This window comes from Anaerocolumna sp. AGMB13025, from assembly GCF_029689925.1.
Lineage (GTDB): Bacteria > Bacillota > Clostridia > Lachnospirales > Lachnospiraceae > Anaerocolumna.
Genome location: NZ_CP121445.1, coordinates 3,444,960 through 3,465,987, shown reverse-complemented (window position 1 = coordinate 3,465,987; position 21,028 = coordinate 3,444,960). Strand labels below are relative to the sequence as shown.

General features: G+C 35.9%; 24 protein-coding genes. 23 read left to right on the top strand and 1 reads right to left on the bottom strand.

The window, feature by feature from the left end:
* Window positions 1-43: 43 nt before the first annotated feature.
* From QA584_RS14150 to QA584_RS14090, 13 genes are all read left to right on the top strand, one after another.
* Window positions 44-319 (top strand): DUF4321 domain-containing protein, encoded by a 276-nt coding sequence (locus QA584_RS14150; protein ID WP_278269673.1) that lies wholly within the window; start codon window positions 44-46, stop codon window positions 317-319.
* A 52-nt stretch (window positions 320-371) separates the two neighbouring features.
* Window positions 372-1,067: a RadC family protein gene (radC, locus tag QA584_RS14145; protein WP_278275175.1), complete on the top strand. Its 696-nt coding sequence runs from the start codon at window positions 372-374 to the stop codon at window positions 1,065-1,067.
* A 97-nt stretch (window positions 1,068-1,164) separates the two neighbouring features.
* Window positions 1,165-2,187 carry a rod shape-determining protein gene (locus QA584_RS14140; protein ID WP_278269672.1) on the top strand — a complete coding sequence of 341 codons (1,023 nt, stop codon included), beginning with the start codon at window positions 1,165-1,167 and terminating at the stop codon, window positions 2,185-2,187.
* Between the two features lie 142 nt (window positions 2,188-2,329).
* Window positions 2,330-3,199, top strand: a complete 870-nt coding sequence (mreC, locus tag QA584_RS14135; RefSeq protein ID WP_278269671.1) for a rod shape-determining protein MreC — start codon at window positions 2,330-2,332, stop codon at window positions 3,197-3,199.
* 32 nt (window positions 3,200-3,231) lie between these two features.
* Entirely contained in the window at window positions 3,232-3,741 is a 510-nt protein-coding gene (mreD, locus tag QA584_RS14130; protein WP_278269670.1) for a rod shape-determining protein MreD, read from the top strand.
* Window positions 3,742-6,576 carry a penicillin-binding transpeptidase domain-containing protein gene (locus QA584_RS14125; RefSeq protein ID WP_278269669.1) on the top strand — a complete coding sequence of 945 codons (2,835 nt, stop codon included), beginning with the start codon at window positions 3,742-3,744 and terminating at the stop codon, window positions 6,574-6,576. It abuts the gene before it with no gap.
* An 85-nt stretch (window positions 6,577-6,661) separates the two neighbouring features.
* Entirely contained in the window at window positions 6,662-7,327 is a 666-nt protein-coding gene (gene minC / locus QA584_RS14120) for a septum site-determining protein MinC (RefSeq protein ID WP_278269667.1), read from the top strand.
* A gap of 41 nt (window positions 7,328-7,368) precedes the next feature.
* The gene (minD, locus tag QA584_RS14115; protein WP_278269665.1) at window positions 7,369-8,160 is read left to right on the top strand and encodes a septum site-determining protein MinD; all 792 of its coding nucleotides are present in this window, start codon (window positions 7,369-7,371) and stop codon (window positions 8,158-8,160) included.
* Between the two features lie 15 nt (window positions 8,161-8,175).
* Window positions 8,176-8,448 carry a cell division topological specificity factor MinE gene (gene minE / locus QA584_RS14110; RefSeq protein ID WP_278275174.1) on the top strand — a complete coding sequence of 91 codons (273 nt, stop codon included), beginning with the start codon at window positions 8,176-8,178 and terminating at the stop codon, window positions 8,446-8,448.
* A gap of 12 nt (window positions 8,449-8,460) precedes the next feature.
* On the top strand, window positions 8,461-9,588 hold the full coding sequence (locus QA584_RS14105; protein ID WP_278269664.1) for an FtsW/RodA/SpoVE family cell cycle protein: 1,128 nt from the start codon (window positions 8,461-8,463) through the stop codon (window positions 9,586-9,588).
* A gap of 6 nt (window positions 9,589-9,594) precedes the next feature.
* Entirely contained in the window at window positions 9,595-9,993 is a 399-nt protein-coding gene (locus tag QA584_RS14100; protein WP_278269663.1) for a methylglyoxal synthase, read from the top strand.
* Between the two features lie 60 nt (window positions 9,994-10,053).
* Window positions 10,054-11,013, top strand: a complete 960-nt coding sequence (locus tag QA584_RS14095) for a serine hydrolase (RefSeq protein WP_278269661.1) — start codon at window positions 10,054-10,056, stop codon at window positions 11,011-11,013.
* Window positions 11,014-11,128: 115 nt separating this feature from the next.
* Window positions 11,129-11,548, top strand: a complete 420-nt coding sequence (locus tag QA584_RS14090) for a twitching motility protein PilT (protein ID WP_278269659.1) — start codon at window positions 11,129-11,131, stop codon at window positions 11,546-11,548.
* 250 nt (window positions 11,549-11,798) lie between these two features.
* Here the strand turns inward: QA584_RS14090 and QA584_RS14085 are convergent, their stop codons facing one another.
* Entirely contained in the window at window positions 11,799-11,996 is a 198-nt protein-coding gene (locus QA584_RS14085) for a DUF378 domain-containing protein (RefSeq protein ID WP_278269658.1), read from the bottom strand.
* A 149-nt stretch (window positions 11,997-12,145) separates the two neighbouring features.
* Here QA584_RS14085 and QA584_RS14080 point away from each other — a divergent pair, with 149 nt between their 5' ends.
* The 10 genes from QA584_RS14080 (at window position 12,146) to QA584_RS14035 (ending at window position 20,707) form a co-directional block, all read left to right on the top strand.
* Window positions 12,146-13,531: an HlyD family efflux transporter periplasmic adaptor subunit gene (locus QA584_RS14080; protein WP_278269656.1), complete on the top strand. Its 1,386-nt coding sequence runs from the start codon at window positions 12,146-12,148 to the stop codon at window positions 13,529-13,531.
* A gap of 35 nt (window positions 13,532-13,566) precedes the next feature.
* Window positions 13,567-14,259, top strand: a complete 693-nt coding sequence (locus tag QA584_RS14075) for a YggS family pyridoxal phosphate-dependent enzyme (RefSeq protein WP_278269655.1) — start codon at window positions 13,567-13,569, stop codon at window positions 14,257-14,259.
* A gap of 58 nt (window positions 14,260-14,317) precedes the next feature.
* Window positions 14,318-14,884, top strand: coding sequence for a cell division protein SepF (locus tag QA584_RS14070; RefSeq protein ID WP_278269654.1), 567 nt, complete (start codon window positions 14,318-14,320; stop codon window positions 14,882-14,884).
* Between the two features lie 5 nt (window positions 14,885-14,889).
* The gene (locus QA584_RS14065; protein WP_278269653.1) at window positions 14,890-15,150 is read left to right on the top strand and encodes a YggT family protein; all 261 of its coding nucleotides are present in this window, start codon (window positions 14,890-14,892) and stop codon (window positions 15,148-15,150) included.
* A gap of 37 nt (window positions 15,151-15,187) precedes the next feature.
* Entirely contained in the window at window positions 15,188-15,949 is a 762-nt protein-coding gene (locus tag QA584_RS14060; RefSeq protein ID WP_278269651.1) for a YlmH family RNA-binding protein, read from the top strand.
* Between the two features lie 82 nt (window positions 15,950-16,031).
* Window positions 16,032-16,847, top strand: coding sequence for a DivIVA domain-containing protein (locus tag QA584_RS14055; protein WP_278269649.1), 816 nt, complete (start codon window positions 16,032-16,034; stop codon window positions 16,845-16,847).
* A gap of 4 nt (window positions 16,848-16,851) precedes the next feature.
* Window positions 16,852-17,940 carry a 3-dehydroquinate synthase gene (gene aroB / locus QA584_RS14050; protein ID WP_278269648.1) on the top strand — a complete coding sequence of 363 codons (1,089 nt, stop codon included), beginning with the start codon at window positions 16,852-16,854 and terminating at the stop codon, window positions 17,938-17,940.
* Window positions 17,941-17,977: 37 nt separating this feature from the next.
* Window positions 17,978-18,478, top strand: coding sequence for a signal peptidase II (lspA, locus tag QA584_RS14045; RefSeq protein WP_278269647.1), 501 nt, complete (start codon window positions 17,978-17,980; stop codon window positions 18,476-18,478).
* Window positions 18,471-19,391 (top strand): RluA family pseudouridine synthase, encoded by a 921-nt coding sequence (locus QA584_RS14040; protein ID WP_278269646.1) that lies wholly within the window; start codon window positions 18,471-18,473, stop codon window positions 19,389-19,391. The genes lspA and QA584_RS14040 overlap by 8 nt, the downstream gene beginning before the upstream one ends.
* 11 nt (window positions 19,392-19,402) lie before the next feature.
* Complete coding sequence (locus QA584_RS14035; protein ID WP_278269645.1) at window positions 19,403-20,707, top strand: ATP-binding protein; 1,305 nt, start codon at window positions 19,403-19,405, stop codon at window positions 20,705-20,707.
* The last annotated feature ends 321 nt before the right edge of the window (window positions 20,708-21,028 follow it).

Below are 21,028 nucleotides of genomic sequence, written 5' to 3'. Positions count from 1 at the left end.
TAGAATGATTGGTAGAAATCTTGTAATTGGAGGAAAAACGGTTATGGCTAGAGTGAGCGGTAAAAACTCATGGGCATTGTTTCTGCTGATATTAGCAGGTGTAGTAGTAGGCGGTTTTATCGGTTATCTGGCAAAAGATGTATCCGCCCTGACCTGGTTAAACTATGGACAGGAATTTGGCATTGGCGGTACGAACAATAGCGGTATAATACGTTTAAACCTGGGAATTATGATAATCAGCTTTGGTCTATCCATAAAGATTACAATTGCCGGAATTATCGGAGTAATCTTAGCCATAATAATATATCGAAAGCTTTAGCAAAAAAGTCCTTTTTATTGTCTTGGAGAGAGAATAAACAGGAGGAAAAATGATAAACAAGTACTATACTGTAAAAGAATTGCCATTAACTGAAAGACCTTACGAAAAGTGCGAAAAGACCGGAGCTGGTTCTTTATCTGATGCGGAACTTCTTGCGGTGATTATACGGACTGGCACACGGAATGAACGTGCTGTGGATGTAGCCTCCAGAGTGCTTGGACATTCTGCGGCCTACCCGGGTCTCCTGGGTTTAAACCATATGAATCTCAATGATTTACAAGGGATTAAGGGTATTGGAAGGGTAAAAGCAATTCAGTTATTATGTATTGCCGAATTGACAAAACGTATGGCTAAAGCAACCAATGAAGGGAGACTTAAGATGATAACTCCTGAAGCGGTTGCTCATTATTATATGCAGGATATGAGACATTTATCAAGAGAGAGGGTGCTTTTGATTATGTTAGATTCCAAAAGTAAGATTTTAAAAGATATGATTATTTCAACCGGTACAGTAAGCAGTTCGCTTTTATCGCCCCGGGAAATTTTTTTGAGTGCATTAAAATACGAAGCAGTTAATGTTATTTTATTGCATAATCATCCAAGTGGCGATCCAACTCCCAGCAGAGAAGATATCCAGACCACAAAAAGAATGAAAGAAGCTGGAAATTTAATTGGAATTAAACTTATGGATCACATTATAATTGGTGATAATAAATATGTAAGCTTAAGTGAACAAGGTTATATTTAGGCTTAAAGTGTGCATAATCTAGAAGTTATCGCATAGCATCAACAGTAAGAAAGCTTAAGATGAAGGACAGATTCAAGTTTGGAAGGAGACAACAGGTATGACAGGAAAGATATATGGTATTGATTTTGGTACCAGTACCATTAAAATATATCAGAAAAATGACGGAATTATTTTGGATGAAAAAAACATGATAGCAGTGGCAAACAGGAAGCAGGTAATTGCTGCTGGAAATGAAGCGTTTGAAATGTATGAAAAAGCACCTGCCAATATAAGAGTAACCTATCCGGTTAAAAATGGCGTAATTGCAGATATTGCCAATATGCTTGATTTGCTTAATTATATGATTCATAAAATAGCAAAAAGTAAGAAACTATCTGCGGCAGCGGTTATCGTTGCTACACCCTCTGATATCACAGAGGTGGAGAAAAGAGCCTTTTTTGATCTGGTGGCCAGTTCCAATGTAAAAACCAAGAATATAAAAATTGTTGAAAAACCCATAGCAGATGCAGTAGGAATCGGTCTTGACGTAACCAATGCAAAAGGTGTTATGGTCGTAGATATTGGGGCTGATACAACAGAAGTATCCATTATGTCTTTGGGTGGTATTGTAATCAGCAAATTGATTCCTGTTGGAGGAAACCGCCTGGATGAATCGATAAAGACTTATGTTAAGAAAAATTATAACTTAATTATTGGAGACAAAACCGCAGAAAATATAAAAAAAGAACTGGCTTGTGCACTGCCTGTAGAAGATCAAAGCATTAAAGCCTATGGTCGTAATGTGGTTACTGGTCTGCCCTCAGAGGTTGAAATTAATTCCTCCTATGTATACGAGTCCATTACCGAATATCTCTACACCATTATAGATGCCATTCGAATCATACTGGAAAGGACTCCACCTGAAATTTCTTCTGATATTATTGATTCCGGTATTTATGTTACCGGCGGTTCTGCTTCTATTTCCGGATTGGATAAGCTGATTGCAAAAGAAACTGGTTTAAGGGTTAATATCTGTAAAGATGCAACGGATACCGTAGTGAATGGACTTGGAAGAATTATTGAGGACAAAAAACTCGCAACCCTGGCTTGCAACTTAAAACAGACAAATTTCAGCAGCTGACAGCCTGGCATATCTGTCTGATACCATATGCGATAAGGATAATCCGCTTAAAGACAGAATCCGATATAGGAAAGGTATACTGTGCGGACAGAATGAATGATGATGAATGAGTATAAAATGTATATTGGGAAAAGAGGTATTTATGAGAAGACGGACAAAATTAAATATAAATCCTAAGCATTTATTTATTGCAGGTGCTTTGTCATGTTTTGTATTAATATTTGTTTCTTTTCAATACAGAGAACAAATATCACCGGTAAAAACTGCTGTTGGAAATGTGATATCACCGATGCAGGATGGTATTAATTCTATCGGACGCGGTATATCTGATCAGGTTGCAAGGTTTACCAGCCTCAACAGATTATTAAAAGAAAATGCCTCCCTTAAGGAACAGGTAGCCGCATTATCCTATGAAAACAAAACCTTGCTGCAGGATAAATATGAACTGGACCGGTTCCGGGACTTATATAAATTAGACAAAAAATATGCAGATTATCCCAAGGTAGGTGCAAGAGTTATCAGCGCAGATCCTAACAGCTGGTACAATACCTTTAAGATTGATAAAGGAACAGATGATGGAATTGCCGTTAATATGAACGTAATTTCCGGAAATGGTCTGGTTGGCATTATTGAAGAGGTTGGAAAGAATTGGGCAAGAGTAAGGTCCATTATTGATGATTCCAGCAATGTAAGCGGTATGTTCTTAAAAACCTCCGATCCTTGTATCGTAAATGGTGATTTGCAATTATATAATTCTGGAGTGATCGGTGTGGAATTAATCAGTAAAGACGCCGATGTTTCAGACGGTTACGAAGTAGTTACCTCACCAATCAGTGATAAATATCTGCAGGGTATACTTATCGGTTATATCAGCGATTTAACCGTTGATCCTAATAATTTAACCAAGACAGCCCATTTGACTCCGGCTGTTGATTTTGACCGGTTACAGGATGTACTTATTATCACCGAATTAAAAGAACCACTGGTGGATGCGGATACTCCGAAGAAGTAAAGAATTTGGGAAAGGCAGGGGTAAACATTTAAGTGAAGCGTTTTATAGTTTTAGTTATTGAAATTTTAATATGTTTTTTATTGCAGACGACGGTATTCCAATGGATAGCTCTTGCTCATGTTACTCCTAATCTATTGCTTATTTTAACGGTAGCCACCGGATTAATGAGAGGCAGGACAGAAGGACTTGCAGTAGGTTTTGCAAGTGGATTATTAATAGATTTCTGTTATGGCAATGTGCTTGGCTTATTTGCTTTAATTTATATGATAATCGGCTATTTAAATGGTTACAGCCACAGAATCTTTGTAAAGGATGATTTGACCATACCAATCCTTTTAGTGGGAGTCAGTCAGTTCGTATACTTTTTCTTGTATTACGTATTTGAATTTTTGCTAAAAGGCAAACTAAACATATTGTTCTATCTTGTTAGGATCGGGCTACCTGGGATTATATATACCGTAGTAGTATCCATAGTACTGTATAAACTATTGAATATAATCAATATCCGGTTGGACCGGAAAGTGGAAGAGGAGGTTACCTAAATGCTTGATATTATATGGGAAAAAGTGAAGCAGATCGTATCATCCAGACTTCTGCCCGTTACTTTGATATTCATCTTTTTACTCTGTGTATTGGTTAACCGAATTTTCACCCTCCAGATTGTCGAAGGTGAAACCCATTCCCAGGACTTGGATTTAAAATACAACAAGACTAGAGAAATCAAAAGTACCAGAGGGAATATTTATGACAGGAACGGTATTCTGCTGGCTTATAATAAATTAATTTATTCCGTGGTATTGGAGGAAAGTACTAAAATCACCTCTAACCAGGGAAGAAATGAGATGCTTTATCAGCTGATTAAATTACTGGAGAAGTATGGCAATAAAATAGAAATCGAGTTTGGTATATCCCTTGATAAAGAAGGAAATCTTTATTTTAATACAAAAGATGAAAAAGCAGAACTTCGGTTTAAAAAGGAAGCGTATGGTCTCCGTTCCGTTGACGACCTGACCAAAGACCAGCGTAATGCAACCGTAGAACAGGTATATGAATATTTAAAACATGGTGATGGTAAGACCACCCGTATGTTTGATATATCAGATGAGTATTCTTTAGAAGATACCTTAAAGATCATGACCTTAAGATATGCTATCTTTACGAATTATCCGAAATATAATCAAATTATTATTTCCTCCCATGTCAGTGATGAAACAGTTGCAGCGATCTATGAAAACAGTGCCACATTGCCCGGTGTTGATATAGCACAACAGACATACCGTGTGTATAATGACAGTATATATAACTCCAATATTTTAGGATATACCGGATTGATTAATTCCGATGAACTGGAAGCTATGCCAAATTATAATAGTTCGGATGTTATCGGTAAAACAGGAATAGAAAAAAAATTTGAAGGTTATCTTGCCGGTGAAAAAGGGATTGAAACAATCTCCGTTAATTCTGCCGGCAGATTTCTGGATGTACTGGAACGAACGAATCCGGTAGCAGGCGGGGATCTTTATTTAACCATCGACAGTGTGTATCAAAAAGCATATTATAAAATTATTGAACGGGTATTGGCAGGCATACTCTTATCTAAGATTAACAACAGTACGGATGCGGGAACCAGAGGAACTTCTACCAAGGATATCCGTATTCCGATTTATGATGTATACTTTGCCTTAATTAATAACAGCGTTATTGATGTGGATGCTTTCACAGAAGAAGATGCAACCACCCTGGAAAAAACAGTTAACCAGAAGTTTATATCCAAACAAAAGGACGTACTAAAAGATCTTAGAAGTTTATTAGCCGTAAACAGTACTACGGTAAACAGCGCCGCCTCCGAAGAAATGCAGGATTATCTGTCCTACATCTACAGTAAGCTGAAATCAGTTGATGTTTTATTATCCTCTAAGATTGATGCTGAGGATGCTGCCTATAAGGATTATACTACTAATAAAATCAGCCTAAGTAAGTTTCTTCAATATGCCATTGCAAATAATTGGATCGATCTTACAAAACTTAATATTGGAGACGAATACTTCAGTACGGAGGAACTCTATACCAAACTCTTGGATTATATTGAAAAATTATTGTTGGATGACAACACATTTCATAAAAAAATATACAAAGATTTGGTATATTCGTACAAATTATCCGGAACGGAAATTTGTCTTTTATTATTTGACCAAGGTGTGATAAAATATAACGAGGAAGATATTTCAAAATTAGAAAACGGCTCCTTATCCGCTTATTCCTTTATAACGGAAAAGATAAGGAAGTTAGAGATTACCCCTGCCCAATTAGCACTTGATCCTTGCAGTGCATCTGTTGTCATAACAGATCCAAAAACCGGTGAGGTAAGGGCAATGGTTTCTTATCCAAGTTATGATAATAATAAGTTTGCCAATAAGATCGATCCTGCTTATTATGCAAAAATCAGCAGTGATTTAACCTATCCTTCCATGAACCGTCCGACAATGCAGCGTACGGCTCCAGGTTCTACCTTTAAGATGGTAACCTCCACAGCAGGACTTCTAGAAGGTGCAATTCATCCTGGGGAGACAATTCATGATAATGTAATCTTTGACAAAGTGACTCCATCACCGCGTTGCTGGTCAACCTCAAGCCATGGTTCCATTGATGTGACGGATGCGCTGCAGGTATCCTGCAATTATTTCTTTTATGAAGTAGGCTGGCGTTTAGGTCTTGACAGCTCTGGTATTAACAGAAATCAGCTTGGTCTTGACACACTTAAGAAATATGCTTCCCTTTACGGTCTTGACAGAAAATCAGGTGTTGAATTAGTAGAAGAAGAACCACAGATTTCAGATAAGGACTCAATTCGTTCAGCAATCGGACAGGGAACCAATAACTATACTCCAGTACAGCTTGCACGGTATCTGACCGCGATTGCTTCCAGCGGCAGTCTTTATGATTTGACGCTGATTGATAAGGTAGTAGATAAAGATGGATCTGTTATTCTGGATAAAAAAGCAAAATCAAAAGAACTTACGCAAATCAGTGATTCTACCTGGAATTTAATTCATGATGGTATGTATAAAGTAGCCAATGGAAACAGGAGTTCATCCTCCTATGTATTTAAGAATTTTCCTGTAACAATAGCCGGCAAAACCGGTACGGCACAGGAAAGTAAGTCAAGAGCTAACCATGCACTGTTTTTGTCTTATGCACCTTATAATGACCCTGAAATAGCGGTTACAGTTGTAATACCAAACGGTTATGCTTCCAGTAATGCCGTAGAATTGGCACGTTATATTTACAGTTATTATTTTAATGTGGAAGATAAAGACAAATTGGTGAATGGTGATGCACTTATGCCGGAGACGGAAGCACCGACATTTACGGATTAAATGTGAATGATATTATTATATAGTAACTACTCAGCTGCGGACATTCTGAGTAGTTACTGAAAACAAGCCATACCAGGAGGTATTCATGAATAATCCAGTCATTATAAAGGGTAATAAATATGGCATCGTTGTCGTACTGGATGCTGAAATGGGATTTGAAGAACTAAAGACAAAAACCGCGGAGAAATTTCGTGATTCTGCAAAATTTTTTGATAAAGCCCAAATGGCCATCAGTTTTGAAGGACGCAAACTCTCCAATGAAGAACAGAGGGAAATATTAAATATTATTGCTGAAGAAACAGAACTTCATGTTGTATGTGTCATAGAGAATGACCCTCAGAAAGAAGAAGTCTTTAAGAAAGCACTGGATGAGAAATTAATGGAATTATCCAATACTACAGGGCAGTTTTATAAAGGGAATCTCCGGTCTGGACAGGTCTTGGAATCAGAGACCAGCATTATTGTAATCGGTGATGTAAATCCTGGGGCTCGTATTGTTTCAAAAGGCAATATTATTGTATTGGGATCCTTAAAAGGAACGGTATTTGCAGGGGCTACCGGCAATACCAATTCCTTTGTTCTGGCCCTTTCCATGAATCCGGTTCAAATACGGATTGCGGATACCATAGCCAGATCTCCGGATAAGCCTGTAAAAGAAAGCTTAAGAGAAACTAAAATAGCGTTCTTAGAGAATGGAAATATCTACATTGAACCTTTAAGCAAAGAGGTTTTAAATGATATTAATATATAGTTATTCATTATATTAACGAATCTTTTGGAGGATAAACAGGAATGGGTGAAGTAATTGTAGTAACATCCGGCAAGGGTGGAGTAGGTAAAACAACGACAACAGCAAATGTTGGAACCGGTTTGGCAAAATTAGATAAAAAAGTTGTATTGATTGATACCGATATAGGTTTAAGAAATCTTGATGTAGTAATGGGACTTGAAAACAGGATCGTATATAATCTGGTTGATGTCATTGAAGGAAATTGCAGAATCAAACAAGCGTTAATTAAGGACAAGCGTTATCCCAACCTGTACTTATTACCTTCTGCACAGACAAGAGATAAAACAGCTGTTAATCCGGAACAAATGAAAAAATTAGCAGATGAATTAAAAGATGAGTTTGATTACATATTAATGGACTGTCCTGCCGGAATAGAGCAGGGATTTAAAAACGCCATTGCTGGAGCAGACAGAGCATTAGTAGTTACTACACCCGAAGTATCCGCAGTACGTGATGCGGATCGGATTATCGGTTTATTAGAAGCAAATGAGATAAAGCGGACCCATTTAATTGTAAACAGACTAAGATCAGATATGGTGAAACGTGGTGATATGATGTCAAGCGGCGATGTAGTTGAAATACTGGCCGTTGATTTGATTGGAGTCGTACCGGACGATGAGAATATCGTAATCTCAACCAATCAGGGAGAACCTTTAGTTGGCTCTGATACCTTAGCCGGACAAGCGTATATGAATATATGCCGCAGAATACTTGGAGAGGACGTTCCGTATCTTGATTTAAACGGAAAACAGGGGCTTTTTAGTAGGCTTGCTAATCTACTTAAGAAAAACTAGAGAGGGGATAGTATGATGAGTTTGGCGGATTTTTTCAAGAAAAAAACGTCCAGTAACGTGGCCAAGGACCGACTAAAATTAGTTCTGGTTTCTGATCGCGCCGGCTGTTCTCCTGAAATAATGGAACAGATGAAAAATGATATTATTACAGTAATATCAAGATATATTGAGATCGATATGGACGGTTTGGACATCAAAATTACCCAAACCGAATCAGAAGGAAATAACGGAGTTGTTCCAGCGCTTTTTGCAAATATTCCGATAAAGGATCTTAAAAATAAAAAATAAGGATTGATTTGCATGTTTCAATTTAAGCAGTACAATATTAAGAATTATAACATATCGTTGTTTTTTTTCGTAATATTATTAAGTGGTATAGGAGCTTACCTGGTTAGGCTTGTTGAAGGGGATGGAGAAGGTCTTTTCAAAAAGCAGGTAATGGGTATTATATTAGGTATATTTGTCATTCTTTTTGTTTCTTTGGTTGACTACCATTTTGTATGCCTATTTTATATCCCTTTATATATTATCAATATGGGGCTCTTAGTTGCTGTAAGACTTTTTGGTACTACGGTTAATAATTCAAAAAGATGGTTAAATTTAAAGGTGATATTGTTTCAGCCTTCTGAGTTAAGTAAAATAATTCTGATTATTTTTATAGCCCAGCTAATAGTCATATTTAAGGACAAGATGAATAAATTTTATATCTTTTTATTAATTGGTATCTTAACTGCAATGCCCACCTTTTTGATATTAATCCAGACAAACTTGTCCACTAGTTTGGTCATCTTGTTTGTATTTGCCATGATGGTTTTCTGCGGTGGATTAAGTTACCGGATAATTCTGCCTGTATTGCTGATTGGAATTCCTTTAGTGTTTGGAACATTATGGTGTGTTGAGCAGGGATATAAGGTCTTTTTCTTAACAAACTATCAGCAAAACCGAATTGTATCTTTTTTGAATCCGGAATTGGACAGTTCGGCAGCTACCTTGTATCAGCAGGATAATTCTATTGAAGTAATTGGTTCCGGTAAATTGACGGGTAAACTGCTGACAGAAGGAAAAGATGCTCTTCAAAGTGATTCTATTCCGATAGCAGAAAGCGATTTTATTTTCTCTGTAATAGGAGAATCTCTTGGATTTATTGGCGGATGTGTTATAATATTTATATTAGCAGTAATCATTTTTAAGTGTATCAGTATTGCTCGTCATGCACCTGACTTTAAAGGGATGCTTATTGCAATTGGTATCGCATCCATGTTTATGTTCCAGGTATTTGTCAATATTGGAGTAGCGACAGCGCTTTTACCAAATACCGGAATACCATTGCCTTTTGTAAGTTATGGTCTTAGTTCCATGACCAGCAGTATGATAGCAATAGGTTTAGTTATGAATATAAGTTTACAGCGAAAAAATAAAAGGGGGTAAAACCATATGAATATTGGAATGATTGCACATGATGCAAAAAAGAAATTAATGCAGAACTTTTGTATAGCATATAGGGGAATATTAAATAAACACGAGCTGTATGCCACCGGAACTACCGGAAGATTAATTGAAGAAGTAACAAACTTAAATGTTCATAAGTATCTTGCCGGTCATTTAGGCGGTGAACAACAGATGGGAGCTCAGATTGAGCATAATCAGATTGATTTAGTTATTTTTTTAAGAGATCCCCTTTCTCCGAAATCTCATGAGCCGGACGTGAATAATGTTGTCCGTTTGTGTGATACTCATAATATACCATTAGCAACCAATCTTGCATCAGCAGAGTTGTTAATAAAAGCATTAGACCGGGGAGATTTGGACTGGCGTGAAATTTTTAAAGCATAATCAGGTGCCGGATGAATAAACCTAAAATACCCGATTATACTTTTGGTGAGGTTTAGAATTATGAAAAAAAAGTTAATATGTATTTTAATGTCTCTCGCATTTTTAACAGGATGTTCTAATTCCTCCAAAGCGTTATTACCATATTCGGAGACAAATAATGTAATTCGTTATGAAAATAATATCGGCACCGAAGTGTCGGATTTTTTTGCAAGGGATCTGACGGTAATTCCCGATGAATTAAATCATATGGAGGATCCCAGTATAACTGCTACATCAGCACTTATTGTCAATGACAGTGATGATGTAGTACTTTATGCCAACAACGTCTATGAGCGGATGTATCCGGCCAGTTTAACAAAATTAATTACTGCTTTAGTAGTTTTAAAGGAAGGTAATTTATCCGATACGGTAACTGTAAGTTATAATGCATCCCATATAACGGAAAGTGGTGCCAAACTCTGTGGATTTAAAGAAGGCGACAAGATAAGTATGGAGGTCTTATTAAACAGTTTATTGGTATATTCCGGTAATGATGCCGGGATTGCCATAGCCGAACATATAGGAGGAACAGTGGAAGGATTTGCGGATAAGATGAATGAAACTGCTAAAAGTATTGGGGCAGTACATTCGCATTTTGTTAATCCTCATGGCTTACATGACGATAATCATTACACGACAGCATATGATTTGTATTTGATTTTCAATGCACTGTTAAAATACGACAAATTTGTATCCATTATCAATCAAGAAAGTTATACAGCAATTTATAAAGATGCTCAGGGACAGGAACAAAAAAAGGAACTTGCTACTACAGACCGTTATTTAAAAGGTACGGAAAAGGCTCCGGAGGGAGTAACCGTAGTGGGCGGTAAAACCGGGACCACCAGTAAAGCAGGTAATTGTTTAATTCTTTACAGTAAAGATAAAAAGAATAAATCCTATATATCCTTAATTTTACAAGCGGATGGTAGTAATAGTTTATTTTCACAAATGACACATTTATTAGAAAAGATTAAATAATCATTTCTATTTTTTGGTTGTTTTTCGAGTAATAATAGACTATAATTAAGTTATATTAATTATTTATTTATACATATCACCCAAATTTTGTACACATCTTAAGGAGGAGATTACAATGATACAGATTATTGCAGGCGAAAAAGGTAAAGGCAAAACCAAGATTTTAATTGAAAAAGCTAATTCCGCAGTAAGAGCAGCGAAAGGCAGTATTGTTTATCTTGACAAAAGTAACAAGCATATGTACGAATTAAGTAATAAGATAAGATTAATTAATGTAAAAGATTATTGCATTGAAAATTACAGTGAGTTTATTGGTTTTATCTGCGGTCTCCTATCGCAGGATCATGATGTGGAAGCGGTTTATGTAGACAGCTTTTTAAAGATCGCTTATACGGAAGGTCCTAATGTCTCCTTAATCCTTGAGAAATTGGAACACATTTCGAACGAATTCAATATAGACTTTGTCATCAGTATATCTCTTAATGAAACCGAATTCCCAGAACCAATCAAAGATAAAATTGTTGTTTCCTTATAAATAAATAATAATATACCCTATGAGTAAAGATGGACCAATGAATAAATAAAGGTTTTATTATACCTTAAAGAATAAGTTATAGTTAAATCCCGCAAAGTAAATTAATCAATCAAATTAATTTAATATACCTATTGAAAAATTTATGTTTTAATAAATCATATAGACAGATAAACAAGCGGCACAGTTTAGTGCCGCTTGTTTATTAATAAGACGTCTGTTTTAGTTTGGCGTCCAAAATGGTATTGCTTAATTATTCGTTACGTAATCTTCCGAAATAACTTAATGCATACAAACCAGCAATACCTACCACAGCATAAATAACTCTTGATACCCAAGTCATGTCACCAAAAATTACTCTTACCAGATCGAATCCCAAAAATCCGATTAAGCCCCAATTGATGGCTCCGATAATAACTAAACACAATGCTATATAGTCTACTGTTTTCAATTGATTACCTCCTTTTTGTTGCATTAATTATTGTTACCATTTTTATGCTTAATATTCCTAATCATATTTTGTAAAAAAGTACATTTAGGTCTTTTATTCTTAGACAATTAAAAGTATAATAGATAGGAAATGTAAAGGAGGATTTAAGATTGAGTTCAGGCAGTAAAGTTACCAAATACCGGAAACGTAAAAGCATCAATATTGGAGTTTTAGTTTTTCTGATTATTTTTGTTTATGTGTTAATCAGTGTATATATATATTTAATGAAAGATCATTTAGTAATATATGAAGTTAAGGAAGGTACCACTTCTGACGATAATGTATTTACTGGAATTATCTTTAGGGATGAAGAAATTTTTAATACAAATATAGCCGGTTACATTAATTATTATCATGGTGATGGAGAACGGGTTTCAAAAAATTCAACGATTTATTCCGTAGATGAAAATAAAGATACCTATGAATTGATCGGCAACAGTGATAATGCCATAGCATTAACACCGGATGATACGGTTTCTTTTAAAAAGGATATCAATGATTTTCAAAACAGTTATCAGGACAGTAATTATCAGTCTGTTTATAATTTTAAATATAATATAGAAAATTCCGTACTGGAAATCGTGAATGACAGCAAATTAGCAAAACTTAATACTGCCTTAAAGGATAATGGGACAAGCAGTTCGTTTAAAGTTTTAAAATCAAAATACAGTGGTATTATTACATATAGTGTGGATAATTTTGAGAAGTTATCCATTGATGCCGTAACGGCTGAGAATTTTAAGGCTGAGGATTATAAGAAAATTCAGCTTCGTACTATGGATTTAATTGAAAAAGGAAGCCCTGTATATAAAATCATAAAAAGTGATAACTGGAGCATATTGTTATTACTGAATAAAGAGCAATATAAAAAATTATCCGATAAGGACAGTGTTAAACTAACGTTTCGGGATGATGGAGTAACTACCACGGCTCCGATTACTGTATATCAAAAAGGTACGGATTATTTTGCCCGACTGGATTTAAGCCGGTTTATGATCCGATATATTAACCAGCGGTTTATTAATGTTGAAATAGCCATCAATTCTGCCGAAGGCATCAAAATACCGGTATCCTCTATCGTAAAAAAGGAGTTTTACAAGATACCCCTTAAGTATTTTACAGAAGGCGGAAACACTGGTAGTACAGGTCTGGCTAAGGTAACCTTTACCGAAAAGGGAGAACCCAAATATGATTTTGTGCCTGCCGATATTTACTATAAAGATGAAAAGTATGGTTATGTCGATGCAAGATTGTTTCAATCGGGGGACAGGATTCATTTAAAAGATGCCGATAAAGAATTTACCGTCAGCCAAAAAGAGACATTAGAAGGAGTCTTTAATGTAAATAAAGGATATGCGGTTTTTAGAAGGATTGAAGTCCTATATGAAAATGAGGAGTATTGTATTGTGAAAAAAGGCACAGAGTATGGTCTTTCGGTCTATGATCATATTGCGCTGGATAGTAAAACTGCGGTTGAGCAAAAAATAATATATTAGATTTTTATTTGTAACATATGGAAGGAGTCATTGTTTTGATTAAAGAAAATTTATCTGTCGTTGAGCAAAATATACAGAATGCCTGCTTAAGAGCTAGCCGTTTACGCGAAGAAGTAACTTTAATTGCTGTAAGTAAAACAAAACCGGTTTCGATGATTGAGGAGGTAATGGCTGAGGGAATCGTTGATTTCGGTGAAAATAAAGTACAGGAATTAACTACCAAATATGAGATTCTGCCAAAAGATTTAAGGTGGCATTTAATTGGACATTTACAGACAAATAAGGTAAAATATATCGTAGACAAGGCTGTGCTTATTCATTCTGTAGATTCGTATAAACTGGCGGAGCAAATAGATAAAGAAGCAGCCAAAAAAGGCATTATCTGTGACATTTTAATTGAAGTAAATGTAGCAGGAGAAGACACAAAATTCGGTGTATCGGCAGAGGAAGTCTATCCGTTGATCCTTGAGATAGCGCAGCTTAAAAACCTGCGCATAAAAGGCTTGATGACTATTGCACCTTTTGTAGATAATCCGGAGAAAAATAGGGAGCATTTTAGAAATTTGCGACAATTAAAGGTTGACATCAAATTGAAAAACATCGATAATGTTAGTATGGATGAACTATCAATGGGAATGACCGGCGATTATGAAGTGGCAATTGAAGAAGGCGCAACGATGGTGCGTGTTGGGACAGGAATATTCGGTGAACGTGAATATATGATTTAGCGAATTAAGTATAAAGGGAATATAGTGAACCAGATTATTATGGATAGGAGATAGGTACATGGCAAATATATTTAAGAATATTTTAGATTCATTAAAACTGACAGAAGATGATGATTATGATGATTACGTCAGCGAAGAGGAAGAAAAAGAAGCGAGGCGTGCCGAACGGGTAGAACGAAAAACTGTAAAACAGCCGGTTCGTCAGGCATACGAAAGAGAAGAACAATCTCCGATCATGAGTGCTATTATGAATGACCCTAAGAAGGATAAAGTGACCAGACTTGAGAGAACTTCTACGAATAAGGTTGTTCCAATCCGTACAACTCCAAAAGGTTTTGAAGTCTGTATTATGAAACCCGGCAATTTTGAGGATTCACAGGATATTTGCGATATGTTATTATCCGGTCGGGCAGCGGTTATTAATCTGGAAGGTTTTGATGTAGATTTGGCACAGAGAATTATGGATTTTATTTCCGGATCAGTTTATGCTATGAACGGCAAGCTGCATCAGATATCAAGTTATATATTTATAATCTCACCCGAAACTGTAGACATCTCCGGGGATTATCTCGATCTTATCCAGAATGATGGGTTTGAGGTACCGACTTTGAATAAGGAATTTTAATAACTATGGCTCATTTATTATATAATGCTTTATATGTGTTTTTTATTGTACTTGAGATGATTTTATTTTTATATGTTATAACCTCCTGGTTTCCGATTAATCACAGCATAAAGAGTTTTTTAGCCGTTTTAATTGATCCTGTTCTGGTACCGGTGCGTTATCTGTTGAAACACTCTATTTTTAACACACCAGCAGCCGATTTATCACCGATAATAAGTTTTGTTATTATCTTATTTCTGCAGGAATTTTTCTATATCCTAAAATAATACGTGTGATATTCAAAAACATTAACAGGAGACAGGTATGAATAACGATAAAGAAGAGCAGATTCTGCGTAAAAGATTTATTGATTTAGCAAGAGCTGCTGAGAATAAAGGTATCTGCGCCTATACTGATTTTCTTAACTTAAATGAAACCAGTATATTCTTTCATATGAAAAAAGAAATACCTAATGTAAATTATGACCTTTTTGGCGGATATACCGGAGCTGAAAGGAAAGTTTTATGCTTTTACGGAGACGATTCTGTAAAAGCTTTTTCAGATTACATCACCTGCGTGCGCATTTTGCCCTTAAATAAAAAATTTAGCGATGATTTAAGTCATCGTGATTTTTTAGGTGCAATTATGAATCTCGGAATAGACCGCAGTAAAATTGGAGATATACTGGTTAAGGAAAAAGAAGGATATGTATTCTGTGAAACCACAATCAGCCAGTTTATTATAGATAATTTGGATAAAATTAAACATACCAATATCAAATGCAATATCATAAATCAGGAGGCACCAGAAATTGAACCTAATTTTCAGGATATAAAAGGTTCCGTATCTTCAGCCAGACTGGATTCTATTATTGCTTTGGCATTTAACTCCTCCAGAAGCAGTATGTTATCTCTGATTTCAGGGGGGAAGGTCTTTGTTGACGGCAGATTGGTGGAGTCCAACAGCTATATGCTAAAGGAAGACGAGACTGTGTCAGTCCGGGGATTTGGAAAATTTATATATAAGGGCATGCAGAATCAGACGAAAAAAGGAAGATATTTTGTTGTATTGCAAAAATATATATAATGAGGTCCGCCATTGGCAAAAGAAAAATATTAATAAAGATACACTTTTTATAATTTTTAAATACGATTAGGGAGGAAAAGAAATGATCACACCAATAGAATTACAAAGTAAAACCTTTAAAAATGGAATTGGTTATGATAAAAAAGACGTAGATAATTTCATAAACGAAGTATTAATAGGATATGAAACCTTATATAAAGAAAAAATGGAATTAAGTGATAAAATCAATACTTTGAATGAGGGGTTAAATTATTATAAAACCATAGAAAAGACGTTGCAAAAAGCTTTGGTTCTTGCAGAACAGACTGCAGAAGAAACTAAAGAAACGGCCAGAAAGCAGGCAAAAGCCATTGAAGCGGAGGCTAGAGGCAAAGCACAGCTGATATTAGCAGATGCCTCAAATGATTTCAACCACCTTCAACAGCAGACCATACAGCTAATCAGGCAGTATGAAGCCTACAAAGCGCAGTTTAAGCATCTTGCGGCGGCTCAGTGCGAGCTGTTGGAAAGTGACAGCTTTCAGATACATATAGCGAATTTGAATACATTTATAGATAGCGAACAATCGGCTAACGTAGAAAAAGGGAATGAAAATTCAACCTTAGTAAGAGAGAATGGGTATTCAAAATTAGCAAATAACTCAGATAAAGAGAATAGCTATTCTAATTTAGTCAATAACTCTCAAAAGGGGAATCGTTATACTGATTCGGAGAATTCAACAAAAGATAATCCTGCCGGTAGCAATAAGGCATCTGAGATAAGAAGTAAAAAATATTCTGCCAAACCCAATATCCCCAGACCGAACCAAACTGACTATTATAATAATAGCGATTTAGACAAAAGAGAAGAGGAAGATGAGTTTGAATTCTACAATTTAATCGAGGATGAACAGGAGTAACCTTATGAACACAAATATAACGGTCAAATATAATGGAGTACCAAGCTATGATATTACCCTGGCACAGGATTATACCTTTTTGTACCGCGAACTTAATAAGCTTAATACAAAGGAAAGAAAAATCTGTATTGTTACGGATTCCAATCTAAGCAAATTGTACTTAAATGAATTAATAGAAACCGTAAAGGACTATGCAAAAGTAGTAGAAACCTTTACATTTCCTGCCGGTGAAGACAGCAAGAATCTGGATACGGTATATAAACTCTATGAAAGATTAATACAGTCAGGTTTTGACAGAAAAGATCTGCTGATTGCTTTAGGCGGCGGAGTTGTCGGTGATTTAACCGGTTATGGGGCAGCAACCTATCTTAGAGGCATCAACTTTATCCAGATGCCAACTTCCTTGCTTGCTATGGTAGACAGCAGTATCGGCGGTAAAACCGGAGTTGATTTTCTTGCCTATAAAAATATGGTAGGTGCGTTTCATCAGCCAAAATCTGTTTATATGAATTTAAAGACTCTGCTTACCTTAAATGATGCACAATTTTTTTCCGGTTTTGGAGAAATCATTAAACATGGTCTGATAAAAGACCGGGAGTATTACTACTGGTTAAAAGAAAACCGTCAGCTGCTTATTAAGCGGGATATAAATACCCTTTTCGATATGATTTATAAAAGCTGCCTTATCAAACGTGAGGTAGTGGAAAAAGACCCAAAGGAATTAGGCGATAGAGCGCTGTTGAATTTTGGACATACAATTGGACATGCAGTTGAAAAGTTAATGGAGTTTAAACTTCTCCATGGTGAATGTGTTGCTGTGGGTATGGTTGCAGCAGGTTATTTATCCTGGAAACGTAACCATATAACAGAGGAAGATTTCAGCGATTTGGTAAACACCCTTAAAGAGTACCATCTTCCCACTACTGTGTCCGGTATCAAAGCCGTGGATATCTTAAAGACCGCCTTACATGATAAAAAAATGGATGCAGGACAAATTAAGTTTATTCTCTTAGACGAAATTGGAAAAGCATATATGGATACAACGGTTACGGAAACCGAAATGCTTGATGCTATCAATTATATCTTAAACTAATAAAAAAATACTATAAACAAAAGTAACTGGAGGCAATATGAAAAAAATCAGACATCTGATTTATCTTATTTTATTAATAGCATTGGATCAGTTAACAAAGTACTTGGCGGCTGCACATTTAAAAGATGGACCTATGGCAGTCATTCCTAATATATTTGAACTCTATTACCATGAAAACAACGGAGCCGTATGGGGAATTATGAGCGGCAAAATCAGTATATTAATTGTTGCTACCGTAATCATAATGGGAGGTATGATATACTTTTATACCAAAATTCCAGCCGGCAAGCGGTATAATGTTATGAGATTAATTCTGGTATTTATTGCTGCGGGTGCAATTGGTAACTTAATAGACAGAAGTATAAAAAAATATGTAGTGGATTTTCTGTATTTTAAATTAATTGATTTTCCGATTTTTAATCTGGCAGATTGTTATGTAACCATATCAGCTATCTTATTAATCGTATTAAGCTTATTCTATTATAAAGATGAAGATTTTGCTTTCTTAAACAGGAAAGAAGAACAGAAACATGATTAATGCAGTTATTGATATTGTTGTGGAATCACAGGACAGCGGTATCCGAATTGATAAATATATTGCAGAGAACCAGGAGGAACTGACCCGATCATATATTCAAAAACTTATTCAGGATGGAATGGTTCTGGTAAATGATAAAGCAGTGAAAGCGAATTATAAAGTAGCACCGGAGGATTCTATTTTGATTAATCTGCCGCCTCCGGTGGACTTACAGATTAACCCGGAGGATATACCCCTTGATATTATTTATGAAGACAAGGATATCATCGTCGTAAATAAGGAAAAAGGAGTGGTGGTACATCCGGCGGCAGGGCATTATTCAGGTACCTTGGTTAACGGTCTGCTGTATCACTGCAAAGATGAGCTTTCTGGAATTAACGGCGTATTCCGCCCTGGGATTGTACATCGTATTGATATGAATACAACCGGTGTACTTGTGGTCTGTAAAAACGACAAAGCACATCAGTCTATAGCCGAACAGCTGAAAGTCCATTCCATAACAAGAAAGTATAATGCCCTTGTATACGGCGCTTTTAAAGCAGAGCAGGGAACGGTTGATGCTCCCATAGGCAGGCACCCGATTGATCGTAAAAAGATGGCTATTAACCAAAAGGGTAAACGTGCCGTGACTAATTATATGGTACTCGAGAATTTAAGTAATAAATATGCCCATATTGAATGCTCCTTGCAGACCGGACGTACCCATCAGATCAGGGTTCATATGGCAAGTATCGGGCATCCTCTTCTGGGAGATGATATATATGGACCATCCAAAGACAGCTTTCACCTGGAGGGACAAGCCCTTCACGCCAGAGTATTGGGTTTTATACATCCAACCACGAAGGAATATGTAGAATTTGAGGCCCCATTGCCGGATTATTTCAAGTTACTATTAGAAAAGTTAAGAAAATAAGGAGTTCTGCTTTGAAAAGGAAACTGATTGAAAAATTACTGGAATGGAAGGAATTATCGAACCAAAGTCCAATCTTGCTCACCGGAGGACGCGGTGTGGGCAAGACTTATTTGGTGTACGATTTTGCCAGCTCCTTCTATAAAGAATCAGTCTACATTAATTTTGAAAGGGAACCTTACCTATATGACCGGTTATTTTGCAATAATCCTTCAACAGTAGATTGTGTTTTGAAGGATTATTTTCAGTTATCCGAATACCACGAACCGGTTTTGATTATATTGGATGAGATAACCAGGTGTCCAGATATAGAGCAGGTGCTTAACTTATTAGTCCAATCGAAATTAACCTATCATATCATTGCAATATCAAGTTCTCAGGTGATTGATTCTATGGACTGCCAGTTTTATAAACTGCAGTTGTTCCCATTGGATTTTGAAGAGTTTTTAATCGCTACAGGGAATGAATGGTATATTGAAGTGATTACCGTGCATTATAAAACCAATACAAAAATTCCAGATATCGTACATCAGGAACTTCTTACTTTATTTGAACTGTATCTAACGGTAGGAGGAATGCCTTTAGCAGTGAATGAATATATCAATACCGGTGCTGATTTTAATGTTTCAGAGCAGCACAGAATTCTATTAAATTCTTTTACGGCTGAAAGCTATAAAGAAAATTCAGAAGGGGATTTTCTAAAAATCAACCAGATGTTAGGTACCATAGATAAGCAGCTGATGAAAGAAAACCGTAAGTTCCAATATAAGATGATACGAAAAGGTGCTACCCAGGCATTATATTCAGATGCCCTAAAATACATAAAAAATAGCTGCTATGGTATGTGCTGTTATAAATTAACGGAGGATATGATGGACAAGCTTACGGATGATTCAGCCGATTCCATTCATAATTCATTAAAGAGTTATAACTTAGACCAGAATCATCTAAATTTTAAGCTATATCTGTTGGATACCGGTTTATTACAGTCTATCATTACATATCAGGGTATCCAGTTAAAGGAGCAGCACCGTAAAGGTTTACTAGAAAACTATGTTGCACAGGGACTGGCTGCGAATGGATATCCGTTATACTTCTGGGAATCGGATTCCCAGGCTAAACTGGATTTTATCCTATACAAAGACGGTATGTTGATTCCTGTTGAAGTACGGGCCAATGATAATACCAGATCTCGTAATGTCAGTACATTCCGAAGGAAATTTGATAAAGTCACAGATTCCATTAAAATATCAACAAGAAATTTTGAATATACCAATCACGTTAAATATGTGCCCATTTATGCCGTATTCTGCATTTGATGTTATAAATAACTCATTTATAACAAGCAAATCCTTCGGTAAACTTAAAGAAACAGCAAGGTAAGTTCACAAACAAAGGAATTTTAGCCTTAAGGCTGAAAAGTAATTCTTATGAAGATCATATCTATTTATACTAATATTTCATGGAAATAAAAGCCCGTTTCGGTATAATACTGGAACAGGCTTCTTTTATTATCTTATTAAAAATACTTTTTCCAATTTTAATTAATAAAAACATATGTTTTTTATTATTATGATGCGGAAAATTATTGACATTTGAATTCTATTTGGGTAGAATTGTATCAATGGTTGTAATCTACA

What these genes read in the sequence shown, in the direction of transcription:
- QA584_RS14150 (WP_278269673.1), top strand. Translation starts at nt 44, where the DNA reads ATGGCTAGAGTGAGCGGTAAAAACTCATGGGCATTGTTTCTGCTGATA.
- QA584_RS14140 (WP_278269672.1), top strand. Translation starts at nt 1,165, where the DNA reads ATGACAGGAAAGATATATGGTATTGATTTTGGTACCAGTACCATTAAA.
- mreC (WP_278269671.1), top strand. Translation starts at nt 2,330, where the DNA reads ATGAGAAGACGGACAAAATTAAATATAAATCCTAAGCATTTATTTATT.
- QA584_RS14125 (WP_278269669.1), top strand. Translation starts at nt 3,742, where the DNA reads ATGCTTGATATTATATGGGAAAAAGTGAAGCAGATCGTATCATCCAGA.
- minC (WP_278269667.1), top strand. Translation starts at nt 6,662, where the DNA reads ATGAATAATCCAGTCATTATAAAGGGTAATAAATATGGCATCGTTGTC.
- minD (WP_278269665.1), top strand. Translation starts at nt 7,369, where the DNA reads ATGGGTGAAGTAATTGTAGTAACATCCGGCAAGGGTGGAGTAGGTAAA.
- minE (WP_278275174.1), top strand. Translation starts at nt 8,176, where the DNA reads ATGAGTTTGGCGGATTTTTTCAAGAAAAAAACGTCCAGTAACGTGGCC.
- QA584_RS14105 (WP_278269664.1), top strand. Translation starts at nt 8,461, where the DNA reads ATGTTTCAATTTAAGCAGTACAATATTAAGAATTATAACATATCGTTG.
- QA584_RS14100 (WP_278269663.1), top strand. Translation starts at nt 9,595, where the DNA reads ATGAATATTGGAATGATTGCACATGATGCAAAAAAGAAATTAATGCAG.
- QA584_RS14095 (WP_278269661.1), top strand. Translation starts at nt 10,054, where the DNA reads ATGAAAAAAAAGTTAATATGTATTTTAATGTCTCTCGCATTTTTAACA.
- QA584_RS14090 (WP_278269659.1), top strand. Translation starts at nt 11,129, where the DNA reads ATGATACAGATTATTGCAGGCGAAAAAGGTAAAGGCAAAACCAAGATT.
- QA584_RS14070 (WP_278269654.1), top strand. Translation starts at nt 14,318, where the DNA reads ATGGCAAATATATTTAAGAATATTTTAGATTCATTAAAACTGACAGAA.
- QA584_RS14065 (WP_278269653.1), top strand. Translation starts at nt 14,890, where the DNA reads ATGGCTCATTTATTATATAATGCTTTATATGTGTTTTTTATTGTACTT.
- QA584_RS14060 (WP_278269651.1), top strand. Translation starts at nt 15,188, where the DNA reads ATGAATAACGATAAAGAAGAGCAGATTCTGCGTAAAAGATTTATTGAT.
- QA584_RS14055 (WP_278269649.1), top strand. Translation starts at nt 16,032, where the DNA reads ATGATCACACCAATAGAATTACAAAGTAAAACCTTTAAAAATGGAATT.
- aroB (WP_278269648.1), top strand. Translation starts at nt 16,852, where the DNA reads ATGAACACAAATATAACGGTCAAATATAATGGAGTACCAAGCTATGAT.
- lspA (WP_278269647.1), top strand. Translation starts at nt 17,978, where the DNA reads ATGAAAAAAATCAGACATCTGATTTATCTTATTTTATTAATAGCATTG.
- QA584_RS14040 (WP_278269646.1), top strand. Translation starts at nt 18,471, where the DNA reads ATGATTAATGCAGTTATTGATATTGTTGTGGAATCACAGGACAGCGGT.